The sequence below is a fragment of the Tumebacillus amylolyticus genome (genome assembly GCF_016722965.1).
GTDB classification, from domain to species: domain Bacteria; phylum Bacillota; class Bacilli; order Tumebacillales; family Tumebacillaceae; genus Tumebacillus; species Tumebacillus amylolyticus.
The window spans coordinates 420932-439055 of record NZ_JAEQNB010000003.1; the positions used below are offsets into that span (position 1 = coordinate 420932).

General features: G+C 55.7%; 14 protein-coding genes and 1 other RNA gene. 4 read left to right on the plus strand and 11 right to left on the minus strand.

Translation table 11 applies throughout. The features are described from left to right. Positions 1–23 precede the first annotated feature (23 nt). From ssrS to JJB07_RS12060, 7 genes are all read right to left on the minus strand, one after another. A non-coding RNA gene (ssrS, locus tag JJB07_RS12030) (6S RNA) lies at positions 24–208 on the minus strand. Between the two features lie 76 nt (positions 209–284). Continuing rightward, a complete protein-coding gene (aspS, locus tag JJB07_RS12035) occupies positions 285–2132 on the minus strand; it encodes an aspartate--tRNA ligase (RefSeq protein ID WP_201635316.1) in 1848 nt (615 codons plus the stop codon). 27 nt (positions 2133–2159) lie between these two features. Beyond that, positions 2160–3407, minus strand: a complete 1248-nt coding sequence (gene hisS / locus JJB07_RS12040; RefSeq protein WP_201635318.1) for a histidine--tRNA ligase — start codon at positions 3405–3407, stop codon at positions 2160–2162. Positions 3408–3728: 321 nt separating this feature from the next. Next, complete coding sequence (locus tag JJB07_RS12045) at positions 3729–4982, minus strand: MFS transporter (protein ID WP_201635320.1); 1254 nt, start codon at positions 4980–4982, stop codon at positions 3729–3731. Between the two features lie 19 nt (positions 4983–5001). Continuing rightward, positions 5002–6585: a putative polysaccharide biosynthesis protein gene (locus JJB07_RS12050; protein WP_201635322.1), complete on the minus strand. Its 1584-nt coding sequence runs from the start codon at positions 6583–6585 to the stop codon at positions 5002–5004. Positions 6586–6688: 103 nt separating this feature from the next. Continuing rightward, positions 6689–8194: a coproporphyrinogen dehydrogenase HemZ gene (gene hemZ / locus JJB07_RS12055; RefSeq protein WP_201635324.1), complete on the minus strand. Its 1506-nt coding sequence runs from the start codon at positions 8192–8194 to the stop codon at positions 6689–6691. 49 nt (positions 8195–8243) lie between these two features. After that, entirely contained in the window at positions 8244–8417 is a 174-nt protein-coding gene (locus tag JJB07_RS12060) for a hypothetical protein (protein ID WP_201635326.1), read from the minus strand. 154 nt (positions 8418–8571) lie between these two features. On the opposite strand from JJB07_RS12060, the gene JJB07_RS12065 reads away from it, so the two are divergent. Then, positions 8572–10101: an SH3 domain-containing protein gene (locus JJB07_RS12065; protein WP_201635327.1), complete on the plus strand. Its 1530-nt coding sequence runs from the start codon at positions 8572–8574 to the stop codon at positions 10099–10101. Positions 10102–10163: 62 nt separating this feature from the next. On the opposite strand, the gene codY is transcribed toward JJB07_RS12065, so the two are convergent. Beyond that, positions 10164–10943, minus strand: coding sequence for a GTP-sensing pleiotropic transcriptional regulator CodY (gene codY, locus JJB07_RS12070; protein WP_201635329.1), 780 nt, complete (start codon positions 10941–10943; stop codon positions 10164–10166). Between the two features lie 455 nt (positions 10944–11398). Between codY and JJB07_RS12075 the strand changes: the two genes are divergently transcribed. Continuing rightward, a complete protein-coding gene (locus tag JJB07_RS12075) occupies positions 11399–12127 on the plus strand; it encodes a CPBP family intramembrane glutamic endopeptidase (protein WP_201635331.1) in 729 nt (242 codons plus the stop codon). A 52-nt stretch (positions 12128–12179) separates the two neighbouring features. Continuing rightward, entirely contained in the window at positions 12180–12926 is a 747-nt protein-coding gene (locus JJB07_RS12080) for a hypothetical protein (protein ID WP_201635333.1), read from the plus strand. A 47-nt stretch (positions 12927–12973) separates the two neighbouring features. Here the strand turns inward: JJB07_RS12080 and selD are convergent, their stop codons facing one another. The 3 genes from selD to JJB07_RS12095 all read right to left on the minus strand — a co-directional run bounded on the left by selD (position 12974) and on the right by JJB07_RS12095 (position 16653). Further along, positions 12974–14026 carry a selenide, water dikinase SelD gene (selD, locus tag JJB07_RS12085; RefSeq protein WP_236588062.1) on the minus strand — a complete coding sequence of 351 codons (1053 nt, stop codon included), beginning with the start codon at positions 14024–14026 and terminating at the stop codon, positions 12974–12976. 7 nt (positions 14027–14033) lie between these two features. Then, positions 14034–15437: an L-seryl-tRNA(Sec) selenium transferase gene (gene selA / locus JJB07_RS12090; RefSeq protein WP_201635337.1), complete on the minus strand. Its 1404-nt coding sequence runs from the start codon at positions 15435–15437 to the stop codon at positions 14034–14036. Positions 15438–15837: 400 nt separating this feature from the next. After that, positions 15838–16653: a RodZ family helix-turn-helix domain-containing protein gene (locus tag JJB07_RS12095; protein ID WP_201635339.1), complete on the minus strand. Its 816-nt coding sequence runs from the start codon at positions 16651–16653 to the stop codon at positions 15838–15840. Positions 16654–16715: 62 nt separating this feature from the next. Between JJB07_RS12095 and JJB07_RS12100 the strand changes: the two genes are divergently transcribed. Beyond that, the gene (locus JJB07_RS12100) at positions 16716–18071 is read left to right on the plus strand and encodes a glutamate-1-semialdehyde 2,1-aminomutase (protein ID WP_201635341.1); all 1356 of its coding nucleotides are present in this window, start codon (positions 16716–16718) and stop codon (positions 18069–18071) included. Positions 18072–18124: the final 53 nt, after the last annotated feature.

Sequence of the window (18124 nt, forward strand, 5' to 3'; positions counted from 1 at the left end):
GGGCTTTGCTTGTTCGCTAGTTCAAAAACCCCGCACCGCCGTGTCACCAAAGTTTTGAACCTGCTCGCGCAGGTGGGTGGTCTGCTTCGGCCTCTGTGGTTCCGCCACGAGCAAGCTCAGCGGCCTCCACTCATCCGTTCGACGTGGACCTCCCGAAACTAATCTGTTGGATCAAAACATAAGACAATCACCAACATAGAAGGGTTCTTTGAAATTCGCTTACGAAGTTTTGCCTTGACCTAATCGTACTTGAATTAAGAGAAAATTCAAATAGTGCGAGAGCCCTATTTTGCGACTGGGTCGTTGGTCTCTCCTTCGGAAGTTTCATCGGCCTCAAGCAGTGCTTTGCCGTGGCGGGCGATGTGCAACGTATCCAACTGCGTCGTCGTGACCGGGGAAGGCGCGTTGGTCAACAGGTCGGTTGCCGAAGAGGTTTTCGGGAACGCGATGGTGTCGCGCAGAGATTGGCGCTGTGCCATGATCATGATGATCCGGTCGAGGCCAAACGCGATGCCACCATGCGGCGGGGTGCCGTACTCGAACGCTTCGAGCAGGAAGCCGAATTGCTCCCACGCCTCTTCGAGCGTGAAGCCAAGCGCCTTGAACATACGCTCTTGGATTTCACGGCGGAAGATCCGCATGGAGCCGCCACCGATCTCAAAGCCGTTCAGCGCGAGATCGTACGCCTGAGCGCGGACGCTCGCCGGATCGGTTTCCAGCAAGTGCAGGTCTTCTTCCATCGGCATGGTGAACGGATGGTGCGCCGCCACGTAGCGGTTGGATTCCTCGTCATGCTCAAGCAGCGGGAACTCCGTGACCCAGAGGAATTTGAACTGCGATTCGTCGATCAAGTTCAGTTCGCGAGCGAGTTTTTGACGCAGGTTGCCCAGAGCGTCGGCGACGACTTTTTTGCTGTCCGCGACGAACAGAATCAGGTCGCCGGTGGAGGCGCCGACGCTTGCAATCAGCGCTTGCACTTCTTCTTCGGAGAAGAACTTCGCAATCGGAGACTTCACGCCTTCGTCTTGAACAGCCATCCACGCGAGACCCTTTGCACCGTAGCGCTTGACGAACGCTTCGAGCTCGTCGATCTGCTTGCGGGAGTAGCCTGCGCAACCCGGTGCGACGACCGCTTTGACTTGGCCGCCGGATTCAACCGCTGCGTTGAACACCTTGAAGCCGCACCCGCGAACTTGTTCCGTCAGGTCTTGCAGTTCCACGCCGTAGCGAATGTCCGGCTTGTCGGAGCCGTAGCGCGCCATCGCTTCTGCGTAGGTCATGCGCGGGAACGGTTTCGGAATTTCCAAGTCGAGAGTGGTCTTGAACAGACCTACCATCATCTCTTCGATCATCTCGTGGAACTTGTCAAGCGGAATGAACGATTGCTCGATGTCGAGCTGGGTGAATTCCGGTTGACGGTCTGCACGAAGGTCTTCGTCGCGGAAGCAACGCGCAACTTGGTAGTAGCGCTCAAAGCCGGAAACCATCAGCAATTGTTTGAACAACTGCGGAGATTGCGGCAGTGCGTAGAACTCGCCCGGATGTACGCGGGACGGCACGAGATAGTCGCGCGCGCCTTCCGGAGTGGACTTGGTCAGCATCGGCGTTTCCACTTCCAGGAACCCGTTGGTGTCCAGGTAGTCACGGAAAAACTTCACAGCTTTGGAGCGCAAGAGGAAGATCTTCTGCATCTCCGGACGGCGCAGGTCGAGGTAGCGGTACTTCAGGCGCAAGTTTTCATCGACATCCACGTTGTCTTGGATGAAGAACGGCGTCATTTTCGCCGCGTTCAAGATCTCCACAGCGTCAACATAGATTTCAATCTCGCCGGTCGAGATCTTGGTGTTAACCGCTTTTTCATCACGAGCTACGACGGTGCCGCGCAGAGCGACGACGTACTCGTTGCGGAGTTTGTCGCCGAGCGCCATCAGTTCTTCGCCGTTGCGGTTCGGTTCGAAGACCGCTTGCACGTAGCCCGAACGGTCGCGCAGGTCGATGAAGATCAGTCCGCCGAGGTCGCGGCGGCGTTGTACCCAGCCGGTCAAAGTAACCTGTTGCCCTACCTGTGCTTTGCTCAACTCGCCCGCGTTGTGCGTGCGGTGCAGTGTTTGTCCTTGGAACTGTTCGCTCATGTTTGTTTCCTCCCCAGAATTATCTCTTTACAGTTTCTGTTGGATTTTCTCAACCAGTTCGGAGAGCGGTACAGACACCTGCTCGCCGCTTTCCATATCCTTGACGTTCGCAACGCCCTGCGCCAGTTCGTCGTCTCCGAGGATGACAACTTGCTTGGCTTTTAGACGGTCAGCCGCTTTCATCTGCGCTTTCATGCTCTTGCCGAGATAGTCTTTGTCAGCCACGAGTCCAGCCGTGCGCAGTTCTTGTAAAAGGGTGACGGTCCGCTTCTGCGCTTCCTCACCGAGCGCGACGAGGAACACATCGATGCCCTTCTCGATCGGCAATTCCACCTCTTGGTTCTGCAGTGCGATCAACACGCGCTCGATGCCCACTCCAAACCCGAACCCCGGCATATCCGGACCGCCAAATTGTTCGACCATGCCGTTGTAACGACCGCCCCCGGAGATCGTGGACCCCGACTCGATGAACTCAAACGCGGTCTGCGTGTAGTAGTCGAGGCCGCGCACCATGCGCGGGTTGACGACATAGTTGATGCCGAACGAATCGAGGTAGCTCTTGACTTGTTCGAAGTGTGTCTTGTCTTCGTCCGTCAGGTAGTCGAGCATGAACGGCGAGCTGGATACAGTTTCGTTCGACGCGTCGATCTTGCAATCCAAGATGCGCATCGGATTGCGGTCGAAGCGGCTCTGGCAGTCCTTGCAAAGCTGATCCTTGACCGGTGCGAGATGTTCGCGCAGGGCCCCGCGGTATGCTTCCCGTGAGGCCGGCGAGCCGACGGAGTTGATCTCAAGCGTGATGTTTTTCAAACCGAGTTCGTTGAAAAAAGTCATCACCAACGCGAGGACCTCCGCATCGACGCTCGGCTCGTTCACGCCGAGCACTTCGGCGCCGAACTGGTGGAACTGGCGGTAGCGACCGGACTGCGGACGCTCGTAGCGGAACATCGGACCGATGTAGAACAACTTGGTCGGTTGCGGTTGTGCATAAAGTTTGTTCTCCACGAACGAACGGACAGCAGACGCCGTGCCTTCCGGACGCAGGGTCAGCGAGCGATCCCCACGGTCTTGGAACGTGTACATCTCCTTCTCCACGATGTCGGTCGTTTCGCCGACGCCGCGTTGGAAGAGTTCCGTGTGTTCAAAAATCGGCGTGCGAATCTCCGAAACGTTAAAGCGGCGGCACACATCGCGCGCCGTGCGCTCGATAAACTGCCATTTCTCCACATCGCCGGGGAGAATGTCGTTCACCCCGCGAGGACGATTGGTCAACATGATTCTATTCCTCCTTCGTTTTACGAAAAAAAGCTCTCGTCACTAGCACAAATGCGCTAGGGACGAGAGCTTTGTAGTTCCCGTGGTACCACCCTGATTGAAACGGTGCATGAAAAACCGCTTCCTCTTGGCCGGTTAACGCCCGGTTACGCCCAACCGCTACACCTTCGAAAAGGGTTCGCGGCGAGTCCTCGGAGATGTCTTTCGCGAAGGCGCGTAGAGAGACACTTACAGCCAAGGGTGTCTCCTCTCTGACTAGGCGGTGGCTTCGTTACTTTTTCCCGTCTTCAGATCTCGATCAAGTTGAAATTAAGTGTAATATTACTCAGACAAAGATTGTCTGTCAAGTACATTCTGCCCAAATCCACGAAGTTTACGCACAGACACCACGCCCAAACTCAACAACAGAGCCCCCGCAGCGGCAAATGTCAAGCCAACTGTCGCAACGCCAAGCACCGCCCCGCCGAGGATGACTCCGAGCGACTCGGAGCCAAACGACGCCGTCGCCCAGATGCTTTGACACGCGGACATGCGATGCAAAGGCATCGTCTGCTGGATCAGCGTCGTCACCGGAATGTCTGTCAAAAAATGCGCAAACCCCGTCGCGCCTACCAACACGCACGCCAGAGTAAGCGGCGGTGCGAACGAGAGGGCGACGAACATGGCCCCGTAGAGCAACCACCCTACAGCGACGAGCTGTACGAGCGAGAGTCGGGCCGCGAGTTTTTTCATCGATGCGGTGGAGAGGAACATCCCTATGGAGAAACACGCCATCAGCAGACCGTACACGTCGCCCTCACCGTGCAGGACGTTCCCCGCAAGCAAAGGCAAACCGACTTTGATCAAACCCGCGGAGACCACCAATCCGAACGAGGACATCGCGATCGCGAACAAGACTTGGCGTCGGCGATAGACTTCTCCGAATGCAGAACGAATCTCTTGAAAAAGCGAGCCTGTTCCGCGAGAGTTCCCCGGCTTCACAGACTCTGTCTGCTGCGCCGTTTTTTTCAAAGCGAGCAGGGTGACAAACGAGAGCAGGAACGAGGCGGCATTGCCCCACAAGACCACGTCCGCCTGCGCTTGTGCCATCAAAACACCGCCAAGCATCATCCCGCCGACTTTGCAAATGCGTTTGGAACCCTCACTCAGCGAGTTGGCGAGCAAGAGTTGCTCTTGCCCGAGCATCTCCGGGTACAACGCCCGCATCGCCGGATGAAAAAACGACCTCGCAGTTGTCAGCACGACTGCAACGGCGCACACTTCCACCGCCGTCAAATTTCCGGTAGCATAGCGCACCGCCAGATACGCCACGGCGGCGGCCCGGACGAGATCGGAAACCAACATCGTCGTTCGGCGGTTCCAACGATCGGCCAAGGCACCTGCCAGCAACCCGCAGACCAGATACGGCACGCTCTGGCAGAACGCCAACCACCCGAGCGCCGCAGCACTCCCTGTCAGCCGATAGACCAACCAAACGATGCCAACTTCATAGACAGCGTCGCCCACCTGCGACAAGACCTGCCCCGAAAACAAAAGGGAGTAGCCGCGATGGCGTAACAATTCCCGATACGACATGACGACCACTCCTCTCCACTTAGCGAATCAAACGGTTCAAAACGGGGATTCGCTTGATTTCTTCGCGCGTGATGCCCTTGATGGCCACCATCACCGCGAAGAACACCACCGCCCCGATCCCGCCGCAGAGGATCACCAAAATCAGATTGGCGATCCGCTCGTTCGAGATGATGACGTCAAACGGAATCTTGGTGATGATCCAGACCACGATTCCCATCAACACAGACGCCAGCACCGGTTTGCCAAAAATATCGTTGAACGCCAGCGGGACTTTGCCGATCTTCTGCACCGAGCGGAAGTTCAAAATCGACGACAGCAAATAGCCGAGTACACTGGCAATCGCCGCACCGAAAATCCCGTAGAACGGCACCAGCGCCAAGTTCAACACAGTCTTCAAAATCAAACCTGCAAACATATAGCGGATCGGCAGGTACATGTGTCCGAGCGCTTGCAAAATATAGGCTGTGACCAGCTCAAACGACGAGAAGATCGCCATCAGCGAAACCATGGCAATCGTATCCGAACCTGCCGTGTCTTTGAACAACGTGATGTCGATAGGACCTGCCAGCAACAGGATGCCCGCCGCGACAGGGAACGAGAAGAACGAGGTCAAACGGTAGGACATCAACACGCGCTCATTGCGCAGCTGTGTGTTTTTTTCTGCAATCGCTTGGGTGATGGCAGGCATCAGAGACAAACCGATGGCAGTCGCAAGCGACAACGGCATCGCAATCAAACGCAACGCCCGCGCCGTGAAGATCCCAAACTCCGAGTCGGCAGCATGTTGCGAGAGGTTCATCCCCCACATCAACATGTTGGTGATCGTCAAGTTGTCTACGTTTTGAGACAGTGGCAAGACGAGCGATGACAGCGAGATCGGCAGTGCCACCACTGCGATTTTTCGGAAAATCTGCTTGTTGCTCATGCCCGAAGGCTTGGTGATCTTGGCTTTGTTCGCCCGGCGAATGCGAACGACATGACGGGCGAGGTAAAACACGCTGACCGCAGCACCGAGGACGCCGGAGAACGTTGCGACCGCCGCCGTCCAATTGTCCGGAGCGTTCATTTGTTTAAACGCGTAGACACCGCCAAGGATCGCGAGTGAACGCACCAACTGCTCTAATACTTGCGAAGAGCCGGAGACCCCCATCTCTTGGTGCCCTTGCAAATACCCGCGCATCGCGGCGAGCAACGGCACGACCAGCAGCGCAAACGACAACGCCCGGATCGCGGTGGATGCCGCGTAGTTGCCGACGATGAGCGCAATGACACCGCCCAGTGCGAACATGATCGCCCACATGACGACCCCCGCCAATGTCATGTACCGCGCCCCCACGCGGTAGATTTGATCGGCGGCCGCATAATCCCGCATGGCGTTGCGCTCCGCAATCAGTTTGGAGATCGCAAGCGGGATGCCTGCCGTCGTCACCGTCAAGATGATGACGTAGATCGCATAGGCGTGCTGATACAACGCCATGACATAGTCGTGCGCCATGTTCTGCAGCGGCACGATGTAGACGATGCCCAACACCTTGGAGATCATCCCGGCCAAAGCCAACGAGAAGGCTCCGGCGACCAATCCTTTTTTTGCAGTTGAAGACATGTATGGTTTTCCCCAGTCTATGTAGCGATTTGATTGCCTAAATTCCAGTCTACCACATCCAACCTCCCCTAGTCCTCCTGTTCACAAAAAAGCCCCACTCCGTTTAGACGGAATGGGGAACGAACACTTCACGCAGGGCTTTGAGTTTTTTCTCGATCACGCTGTCGACCGAATCAACGTACGCTTTCGGTTCCTTGGCGTTGTAGACATGGCTTAGGAACTCGCCTTTGCGGTAGAGTTTCGACGACGCACCTCCGCCAAGGCCGATGATCGTCTGACGCTCCTCCATGATCGCGATGTTGTAGATCGAGTCCATGCCGGGCTTTGCGTAGCCGACGTTTTCCAAGTTGCCGAGGATGTCCTTCTGACGATAGACGTAGTAGGGATGGTAGCCCATTCCCCTCGCCCACTCAGCGGTTTCCGCCATCATCCGGCGCACGATGCGCGTGTGCGGAATCTCATATTGCTCACGCTCTTTGTTGACCACGGCGGTCCGTTTGAACGACATCGTATGGACCGTCACCGAGTCCGGGTTCAGCGCTTCGATACGCGCACGCGTATGGCGGACGTCGTCGAGATCTTCCCCCGGCAGGCCGAGAATCATGTCCATGTTGATGTTCTCAAAGCCCGCTTCTTTGACGAGATGGAAGCGCTTGTCCACGATGTCCGGCGTGTGGCCGCGACCGATCGTTTTGAGCGTCTCCGCCTTGAACGTCTGCGGGTTGACCGAGATGCGGTTAACGCCGTAGCGACGCATCACTTCGATTCGCTCCGGGGTAATCGTATCCGGGCGGCCAGCTTCCACCGTAAATTCTCGCCACGGTTTTGCATTCGGGATGTGAGCATAGATCGCCTTCATGACGCGCTCCATCTCCGGCGCTTTCAGCGATGTCGGTGTACCGCCCCCCAGATAGACAGACGTCACCGGAATGCTGTGCTCGTGCAAAAACGCGCCAATCGCCGCGAATTCACGATCCAACGCATCGAGAAACGACGGCGCATACGTGGCTTTGTCCTCCATCGAGTACGCCGGGAACGTGCAATACGCGCAATGGGTCGGGCAGAACGGGATGCCGACGTAGATGGAAACTTCTCGGTCGATCTCATACAGGTCGGGCATCGTCTGGATCTGCGCATCGGCGATCTCCAGCAAGAGTTCAATTCGCTCCTCTGAAATCGCATGCTCCGTGCGGAGCTTTTCCCGAATCGAGGCGTTGTTGTGGCCCTGTTCGCGCATGTTGTGAACGAGCTTCAACGGGCGCACGCCAAACAAGATGCCCCACGGTTGGTGCTCACCGGTCAACTTCTCCAACACGTCGTGAAGCGCGCGCAACGTGGCGGACTTGCCGCGTTTTTGCATGATGTTAGGAGTTGCGTTCGCTTCCACCTGTTTGGTGAAAAAGCTCCGGTAGCTGCGACCGTCGCGACGGTCGTGCAATTCGGTTCGTGCAGTAACAGAGGCTGCTCCCTCCTCTGTCCAAGTTCTTATGAAAAGCGCCGCGTCTGCCTGTTCATCGAATACCACTTCCTCTTCCTCGAAGAACAGGTGGACCAAGCGTTCCGTTTCGCTTTGGTACTTCGGGTTGCCAAGCTCGATGGCGATCCGCATGGGCTTCACCTCCAGTCACCAGTGTAACGTTCCACGACCGGATCGTCTACTATCTTTGCAACTTCGTGCGCAGTTGTTGCACTTCGCGAGAGGTCAGGGCGAATTCCGTGGCGAGTTCGACGTCTTCGAGGTATGCCTGCTTTTGCAAAAAGTCGTGGAAATCCACGTTGAGAAGTCGTTTGTTCGTGAAGGCGGACACTTGTTGGTGGATGGTTTTGCGCATGTGGGAGACCTCCTTGGCGGCTGTGAGACTGCGAGTTTTGTCTGCTTCTAGCCTTCCCTGTCGGAAAGGAAACAATCGGTGTCGAAGGGCAGGAATCCCGATTTGACGGGACGAATAGGGGGTTCAAAACCCTGTGTCAGGAGGTACCTGTACCGTGACTCGCAAACGTTGGATTCTGATCTTGGTGATCTGTTTCTCCCTGTTGTCCTCCATGATCGCGGCGGCCGCTGAAGGCCGTTTCGTGAAAGTGATTGCCTACGATGTGAACATCCGCTCCGGAGCTTCCACCGAGGAGGGCGTGATCGGGCACGCTGACTACGGCGACCAATTCGAAGTGGTCACATCGGAAAACGGTTGGTATCAGGTGCAGCTCGGCAAGGGACAGAGCGGGTGGATTCACGCCTCGTTGGTCAAAGAGGGCGGGCGATTTGCCACGTCCAATCCTGTGATTGATGTGGCGCAATCGAAAGTCGAGAGTTTGAACGTGCGCGGTGGCGCGTCCACGTCATTTGAAATCGTCACAACGATCCAACCGGGTACGACCTATCCCGTGTTGCAACAAAACGCAGATTGGGTTCAAATCCGTCTGCCCGATGACCGGACAGGCTGGGTGTCGAAGCAATATGTCACGATGTCAGAGGGCAAGGCCAAACCGAACGCCCAAGCGGAGCAAGAGCGTGCCACCGTGCTCAGCGACTCCGTGAACATCCGTGCTGACAACTCCCAGTCTGCCCCGATCCTCGGCACCCTCAAACTCGGTGACCTCGTGCAAGTGATCGAAGAGGGTGCGGATTGGACGAAGATCGATTGGCAAGGCAAGGAAGCGTACGTCAAAGCTCAGTATCTCAAATTGCCGGGCAAGCCCTCCCCTGTCAAAGACACGTTGCCACCGTCAAATGAACAATCAGACGTGACGCTCACGTTGCAAGACGCCACGAACTTGCGCAGCGGGCCGGGAACGAACTTCGCTCTGTTGGAAACAGGGGCTGCGGGCGCTTCGTACCCCGTGACGGGCAAGTCGGGCAATTGGCTGGAAGTTACGATGAAAAACGGACATACAGCGTGGATCGCCGGATGGTTGCCAAACGTGAGCGGCGACCTCTCCAAACTGCCGGAGCGCGGACAGTCGTTGGACGGGGTGTTGCACGGCAAAACCATCGTCCTGGACGCTGGACACGGCGGGTATGATGTCGGTGCGGTCGGGCGAGATACCGGCGTCTATGAAAAAGACCTCACACTCTCCCTCACCACGCTTCTCGCCAACAAACTAACTTCCACCGGCGCACGCGTGGTACTCACACGTTCCGACGATACGTTCGTGACGCTCGATGACCGCGTGCAGATCTCCAAGCGAGAAGACTGCGACATCTTCGTCTCCTTGCATTTCAACACCAACGCCAACCCGAATCTCTCAGGCACGATGACCTTCTATTACAACGAGGACGGCAAGGATCACGACCTCGCCAACCGAATTCAGACACAACTCGTGAAGAACCTCGGCCTCCCCGATCTCGGCACGCGTTTCGGGGACTATTATGTCCTGCGCGAAAACCCGCGACCCGCCGTACTGATCGAGACCGACTTTCTCACCAATTCCGGAGATGAGCAAAAAGCGAAAGACCCGAACGTCCAAGACAAGGCAGCAGAAGCTGTTTTTCAAGCGCTGGTTGACTATCTCAAGTAGTGAAACGAAAAAAAGAACCCGGCCTCGTGAGAGGTCGGGTTCTTTTTTTGCAACCTATGATCTTACTTGTCGATGGCTTCGAGTTGATCGAGGAACAGCGGGTTGAGGACTTTGATGTACGTCCCTTTCATCCCGAGCGAACGGGATTCGATAACACCTGCAGATTCCAGCTTGCGGATCGCGTTGACGATAACCGAACGGGTAATGCCGACGCGGTCTGCGATTTTGGAAGCGACGAGCAGACCTTCGGAGCCCTCGAGCTCTTTGAAGATGTGCTGGATCGCTTCTTGTTCGGAGAAGGACAGAGATTCGAGCGCCATCATCACCATTGCGCGTTGACGAGCTTTTTCATGAATCTCTTCTTGCTCGGAACGGATGATCTCCATGCCGACCACGGTTGCGCCGTACTCGGAGAGGATGAGATCATCGTCGCTGAACTCCTTGTTCAGACGAGCGAGGACGAGCGTCCCCAGACGAGTACCGCCGCCGATAATCGGGACGATCGTGATGTTTTTCTTTTTAAAGACTTCGTTTTCTTCCGGAGAGAAGACGTAGAACGGGGATTTGTTCTCAACGTTTTTCTCCGTTTCGGTGTGCTTCAACAGGTTTTCGTTGAATTCGCCCGGGAACTTTTGATCAACGGTCATGATCTGGTTCCACTCAAGCGTCAATTCGTACTCGGCGAGACCGAAGCCGAGAATCTTGCCTGTCTTGCTGACTACGTATACGTTCGAATCGACCATGTCGCTCAGGAGCTTGGCCAACTCCATGAAGTCCACACCGTTCGCCGCCGATTTTTGCAAGAGTCGGTTAAATCGCTGTATTTTTTCCAACAAAGCCATGAGGTCACCTGCTATCTATGATTTTTGGTTTGATTTATTCTAACTAAGCAATCACATATACATTATGCCAAGTGAGAGTTGTTTTCAAGCGTTGGACAACCAAAACTAGCAAAAAACACGAAACTGTAACATAACCTTTGAAATTCTGTACCAGCGCTACCTCAACAATATTGACAGGGTCGGCCTACTTCTATACCTGTCTACCCAGAAAAGACGGAAAATTCACTTGGAACAATTCTGATAATTCAAGGACGGTCTTACTATAGCAAGATTCTCACCGAATTGCAACCATGAAAAAAGCGATGAACCCGTAGGTCATCGCCCTTTTGAATGAATGGAGTGTTCATCCCCATTGTACTATGTCGTTCATAGCAACTACTAGTATAGGAGCATACTACTGGCTTGTCAACCAAAAATTATACGATTGTGATACACTGGCGATGGAGGGATGCAAGATGAGAGAGTTTGTTGAACTGGTGCAAATGCATGAATGGTTGCTTCCGTTGTTGGGGGCTTTCTATATAATACAGCTTTTTTCGAACTCCGAAAGAGGAGTTCGAATCCCAGCGATGCTCGGGGTGGCAGTGGGGTTGGGAAGTTGGGCGCAGACCGGGACGATGGTCGGGGCCATGCAAGGATTGCTGTTTGGACTGGCGACGTTTGGTGCGGCGGTGGCCGCTTATGGCTGGCAGGTGCGTGTTTCGATCCGGAAGTGGGTTTCGCTTCGGATGTGGCGGGGAATTGGGTTCGGTGTGTTGTTTGGCGGGGTTCAATTGGGGATTGGGCTGTTGTTTTCGTATGTTGTGCAGAGGTTGGGCGGCTCGGTGGACGAGGGGTCTGTTCGCGAGATCGTGGAGCAAAGTCCGTGGCCGTGGTTGATCCCTGTGGCGGTCGGTGTGGCTGCGGGGGTCTATGAAGAGCTGGTGTATCGGAAACTGGCGGATGTATGGTTGAGTCGTTGGATGCCTGGATGGGCGGTTGTTTTGGTGTCGTCGTTCCTGTGGGCGTGTACGCACGGGACGGGTGATGTGTCGCCGTGGTATCTGCGGTTGGTGGAGTTAGGATTGATTGTGGGGCCGTTGTCGTTTGGGTTTTATCGGAGATTTGGGTTGTTTCCCACAGTAATTGCGCACGGATTCTACAATGCAGCAGTCGTACTTATTAGTGAAATTATTCTTGCTTGAATGAAAAAACAGCCTTACACTGTCCCCATACCCCGAAAGGAGGACCCCACTCATGATCCCGACTACAGAAGCCCAAATCCTGTCCCACCTCCAACAACTCACCGAGGGACAGCAACGGTTGTTCGAAGGGCAGAAGCAGCTGTTTGAAGGGCAAACATTGCTCTCCGATCGATATGACCAACTTGCCCACGGCCAAAAGCTCCTCATGGAAGGCATGCAGCAACTAGCCGCCAATCAAGTACAACTGGCAAACAATCACGAGCAATTGCGCCGCGAAATGAATCAACGTTTCGAAGAGCAAGACGTGAAATTCACCAAGCTCATTCAAGAGCAAGACGAGAAGTTTACCAAACTTCTTCAAGAGCAAGACGTGAAATTCACCAAGCTCATTCAAGAGCAAGACAGGAAGTTCACCAAGCTCATTCAAGAGCAAGACAGGAAGTTCACCAAGCTTCTTCAAGAGCAGGAGCAACGTTTCAACGCTCGATTTGACGCTTTCGAGGAGAAGTGGGATTCTCAATTCCAAGAACTGAAAGGCACCGTAGACGCGATTCTCGTTCGGGTGGACAACCTTGAAGTAAAAGCCGATACCCTCCTTGAACGCACGGAGAGCATCGAACAAGCAATGCGCGAACTGAATCTGGAAGTGATGGAATACTCACACCGAACTGAATTTGTTCTGCTTAAGGTCGAGCAAGTCCGCGACCACCTCTTGACCCCTAAATCCTCATCCCGTAAACCGTCCGCTCTCGCCACGCTCCAAGCAAATCGCCAAGACCTCGACTTCCCAACCGAGTAATACACAACAAAAAGGGACCCACTCCCGAGAGTGAGTCCCTTTTTTCCTTACGGTCGTACTGCGATCTTGGATGGATGGTCGTGTGTCACTTCACCCACCACGGACGCATACGCAATCCCGCGTTCATTCATCTGTGAAACCATCGCGTCCGCTTCTTCTGCCGGGACAGAGATCAGCAGGCCACCCGAAGTCACGGCATCACAGAGGATGATCTTGGATGCGTCGTCCACACCTTCGAACAACACATCCTCACTCACCCATTCCATATTGCGAACCGTACCACCCGGGTAGACCTTCTGTTCCACAAGCGCCCGTGTCTCCGGGAGCGTCGGTACTTGAGACACGTGCAACACAATCCCAACATCAGCGCCACGCGCCATCTCCAGCGCATGTCCCGCCAAGCCAAATCCCGTCACGTCCGTACACGCATGAACGGTAAATCCATGCGCCACTTCGGCCGCCACTTTGTTCAACTCCGCCATCGTCTGCGTCACGAGAGCAATTCCTTCCTCTGTTGCCTTGCCGCGCTTGATCGCCGTGGTGAGAATCCCCACCCCAATCGGCTTCGTCAACACCAACTTGTCCCCCGGTTTCGCACCGGCGTTCGTCCACACCTTCTGCGGATGCACCGTACCGGTGACCGCCATGCCAAACTTCGGATCGACATCGTCGATCGAATGCCCGCCGAGGATCACAGCGCCCGCTTCACGGACTTTGTCCGCTCCGCCGCGCAGGATGTCGGCGAGAATTTTTTTGTCCAGCTTGGAGATTGGGAACCCGACGATGTTCAACACGGTAAGCGGCGTGCCGCCCATCGCGTACACATCCGACAACGCGTTCGCTGCAGCGATGGCACCGAACATGTACGGATCGTCCACGACCGGCGTGAAGTAGTCGACCGTCTGGACCATTGCCACGTCATCGTTCAATTTATAGACGCCCGCATCATCCGAGGTGTCGATGCCGACGATCAAGTTTGCATTCGGTACTTCATCTTTCGGTAGATGGCGCAAAACTTGCGCCAGGTCGGCTGGGCCGATTTTGCATCCTCAGCCAGCTTTTTCGGTCAGCAGAGTGAGTCGAACCGACTCGCTCGGCAACACCGCGTCACCCGATTCGCCCGTAGGCGTCACGGACGCTCGCGGCAACAACTTCGATTTCTCTTGGGAAGATCGTTCTGACATCGAAGTGTAGAGCCTCCTTTTGCATCGTGGTCATGACCGGCATGTCCACGTGTCTCAGATGATGTTCCAACTCGTTCAACGAAAAGAGACGGGTTCGCACCGTCACATGCCACGTCGGCAACTCCTCCGTCGGCAACGACCCGCCGCCTACCTGTGACAATCCTGCCTCTACCTGCACCTCAGCCCGCTCGCCAAACACATCGGCAAGCAGGTTCCGCAGGCGTTGTGCTTCCGGGGCAAGCGACTCCTGGGTGCGCAACAGCATCCCAATCGTCGGCACGTCGCGCTTGGCTTTTTCCTCGTCACGGTAGAGCATGAGAGTCGCTTCGAGCGCGGCCAACGTGAATTTGTCAACGCGAAGGGCGCGTGTAAGTTGGTTTTTCTTGATTCGCTTGATGTATTCCTGCTTGCCAACGATGATTCCGGCTTGTGCGCTGCCGAGCAACTTGTCTCCACTAAAAGATACGATGTCCACACCTGCCCGCACGCTCTCGCCGATGGTCGGTTCATCACCGATGCCGTACGCGCGCAGATCGATCAGTGACCCGCTGCCGAGGTCCTCGTAGACAGGCACATTGCGTTCGTGTGCAAGGGCGACGAGATCGGAGAGTGGAGGCTGATGCGTGAACCCGACCACGCGGAAGTTGCTGGTGTGTACGCGCAGAATCAAACCGGTGTCTTCGTCGATGGCACGTTCGTAGTCGTACTCGTGCGTTTTGTTCGTGGTGCCGACTTCCACCAGCTCGGCACCGCTGGCTCGCATGACTTCTGAAACGCGGAACGAGCCGCCAATCTCGACAAGTTGACCGCGTGAGATGATGACTTTTTTACCCTTCGCCATCTCGCCTAACACGAGGAACACGGCGGCGGCATTGTTGTTGACGACAAGCGCCGCTTCGGCACCTGTTAACTCGCAGATCAAGCTCTCCACGTGGTCATAGCGGGAACCTCGCTCTCCGGTGGCGAGGTTGAGTTCGAGGTTGGTGTAGCCCCGTGCGGTGCGTACGATCGCTTCCACCGCCGCGTCAGCCAATGGGGCTCGACCCAAATTGGTATGTAAAACGACTCCGGTGGCGTTGATCACCGGACGGTAATGCGGTTGGAATTGCGCGTGTACCCGTTTTGCGACTTCCGCCGCCAGTCTGTCCGGCATCAAGTCGGCTTCACGGTCTTCTCCTGCGAGAATCGCAGTGCGCAGGTCTCCGATCACGTCGCCTGCCAGACGGGAAACCAACGGGTGCGAATGCTCCTCGATCAAGTCCCTACAGACCGGGTGATCGAGCAGTCGATGCACAGCGGGCAATCTGCGCAGTAGTTCCATTCCCATAGACAGTAACACTCCTTAGTTCTGTACCGCTCCCACTCCCTATTCTAGCAAAAAAACTGCCACCGCAATCGGTGGCAGTTCAAAAAGGGGGGAAAAGATCGCAAAAAAGTGGCTCAAACATCTATGATCAACGCAACCGGAAACGGCTGCGGGGTCAACGAACAACTCGCACGCCATCCAGCACGTTCACCAACACACAACCCATACATTCATAACACTACCTTCACTAAGCAAGTGCCCCAAACATCGTCAGACCTACTGCCAACGAGCACTGTCATTCAAGCACCTATAATGCACTGTAAAAAAAGTACCTACATGCACCGTCTTTCAAAGTGCCTACAAACACTGCTTCACTTCGTGCCCATATACCCTGCTTTAGTCTTCGTGCTATTGCCCTACCTTAGTCGTCGTGCTTCTTGCCCTTGCCTTTGTCTTCTTGCTTTTCCCAGCCTTTGTGTTTTCCGTTATCGTGCTTGCCTTCGTCTTTGGGACTGTTGCCTTTGGACGGCTTGCCTTTGGATTCGATCTTGCGCCCGTCGTTCATTTCGATGTCGAGCGTCTGGATCGAATTGAGAACTTGAGAGTTGAGTTGCACTTGCTTGCCTTGCAGAGTTGCCGTCAGCGCGTCTTGCAACTGGAAACCACTCATCAATTTGTTCATGATCTGCACCGCTTGATCCCCCTGCAACTCCACCTTGCGACCGCCGAGGTCTCCTTCGAGCTTATACGTACCGCCCTCTTGCTTGAACTCCACTTTCAAACTGCCTTGCGTCGTGTTCGTTTCAAAGTGCAGATTACGCACTGCATTCAATTGGAACGTGCTTGCCACCACGGCATCCCCGGCCGAGGAAGCCGTGGTAGCAGTCACCGGAGCTGCCGAAGCAGTTGGCTGTTGCACAACAAACGGATTGTTCGCATCCAGCGTCTCTTGGTCCACACTGTCCGCTTGGCTTGCACTCGATGCGCCCGCCGTCGAAGTCTGCGTCACAGCACTCGCATCGGCCACCGCGACCGGTTTCGCATTGCCCAATTGAGCCGCTTCTTCTGCCGTCAACGGGACGGAACTTACAATTTGCGCAGAGACGTTGCTCGCGTTTGTAGCTTGATCTGCATTCGCCGAAGTCGTCGTGCTTCCGGTCACCGCATACCCCACCCCTCCGACCACCAGGGCCAACGGTGCTGCGACCAGTACAACTTTTTTCCACGAAACCTTCATGACAATTCCTCCGTTTCACTTCACCTCTTGTTGCTTATAGATTCGGAACTGCCATTTCAGGAATGACGGTCGCCACACATTTTGGTACGATAGGACAATGGCAACATGATTCACGAAAGGTGGCACACCCCTTGAATAGAGAAACATCCAAACACCTCTACGAAAAAGCTCAAGACGTCATCGTCGGCGGCGTCAACTCCCCGTCCCGCTCGTTCAAAGCGGTCGGCGGCGGCGCTCCCGTGTTCATGGAACGCGGCGAAGGCGCACACTTCTATGATGTGGACGGCAACCGATACATCGACTATCTCGCCGCATACGGTCCGCTCATCCACGGCCACGGCAACAAACACATCGCTGATGCGATCACCCAAGCGGCCCAGAGCGGTGTCCTCTACGGCACTCCGACCAAACTGGAAATCGACTTCGCCACGATGCTTCGCGATGCGATTCCTTCCTTAGAAAAAGTCCGCTTCGTCAACTCCGGCACCGAAGCAGTCATGACGACGATCCGCGTCGCCCGCGCCTACACAGGCCGCAACAAAATCATGAAGTTCGCCGGCTGTTACCACGGACACTCCGACCTCGTGCTGGTCGCAGCTGGCTCCGGTCCTTCGACCCTCGGCATCCCGGACTCGGCAGGGATCCCGCAAGCGATCGCCAACGACATGATCACGATTCCCTTCAACGACCTCACCGCATTCGAAGACGCACTGAAAAAATGGGGCGCTGAAACCGCCGCCATCCTCGTTGAACCGATTGTCGGCAACTTCGGCATCGTCCGCCCGGACCCCGGCTTCCTCGAAGGCGTCAACGAACTGGCTCATCGCTACGGCGCGCTGGTTATCTACGACGAAGTCATCACCGCGTTCCGTTTCCATTATGGCGGTGCGCAAGACCTGCTCGGCGTCAAACCGGACATGACCGCGCTTGGCAAAATCATCGGCGGCGGCCTCCCGATCGGCGCATACGGCGGCCGTATCGACATCATGGAAAAAGTCGCACCGCTCGGCCCGGCCTACCAAGCGGGCACGATGGCAGGCAACCCGGCTTCCATCGCGGCAGGGATCGCCTGCATCCAAGAACTGCAACATGAGGGAACCTACGAACGCCTCGACAACTACGGAGCTCAACTGGAAGCGGCCCTCCTGCAAGCGGCAGCCCGTCACGGGCACACCGTCACCCTCAACCGCGTAGGCGGAGCGTTCGCGCTGTACTTCCTCGACCATGAGGTGCGCAACTACGACGATGCCCAAGCGGCTGACGGCGAGAAATTCGCCCGCTTCTTCCACCTCCTGCTCGACGAAGGCGTCCTGCTCGCACCGTCCAAGTACGAAGCGTGGTTCGTTTCCACCGCCCACACCCAAGCGGACATCGACTTCACCATCGACGTGATCAACCGAGTCTTCGCCCAACTCTAAACAAAAGACCCTTCACCTGCCCGGAAACAAGCGGGTCGAAGGGTCTTTTTTCA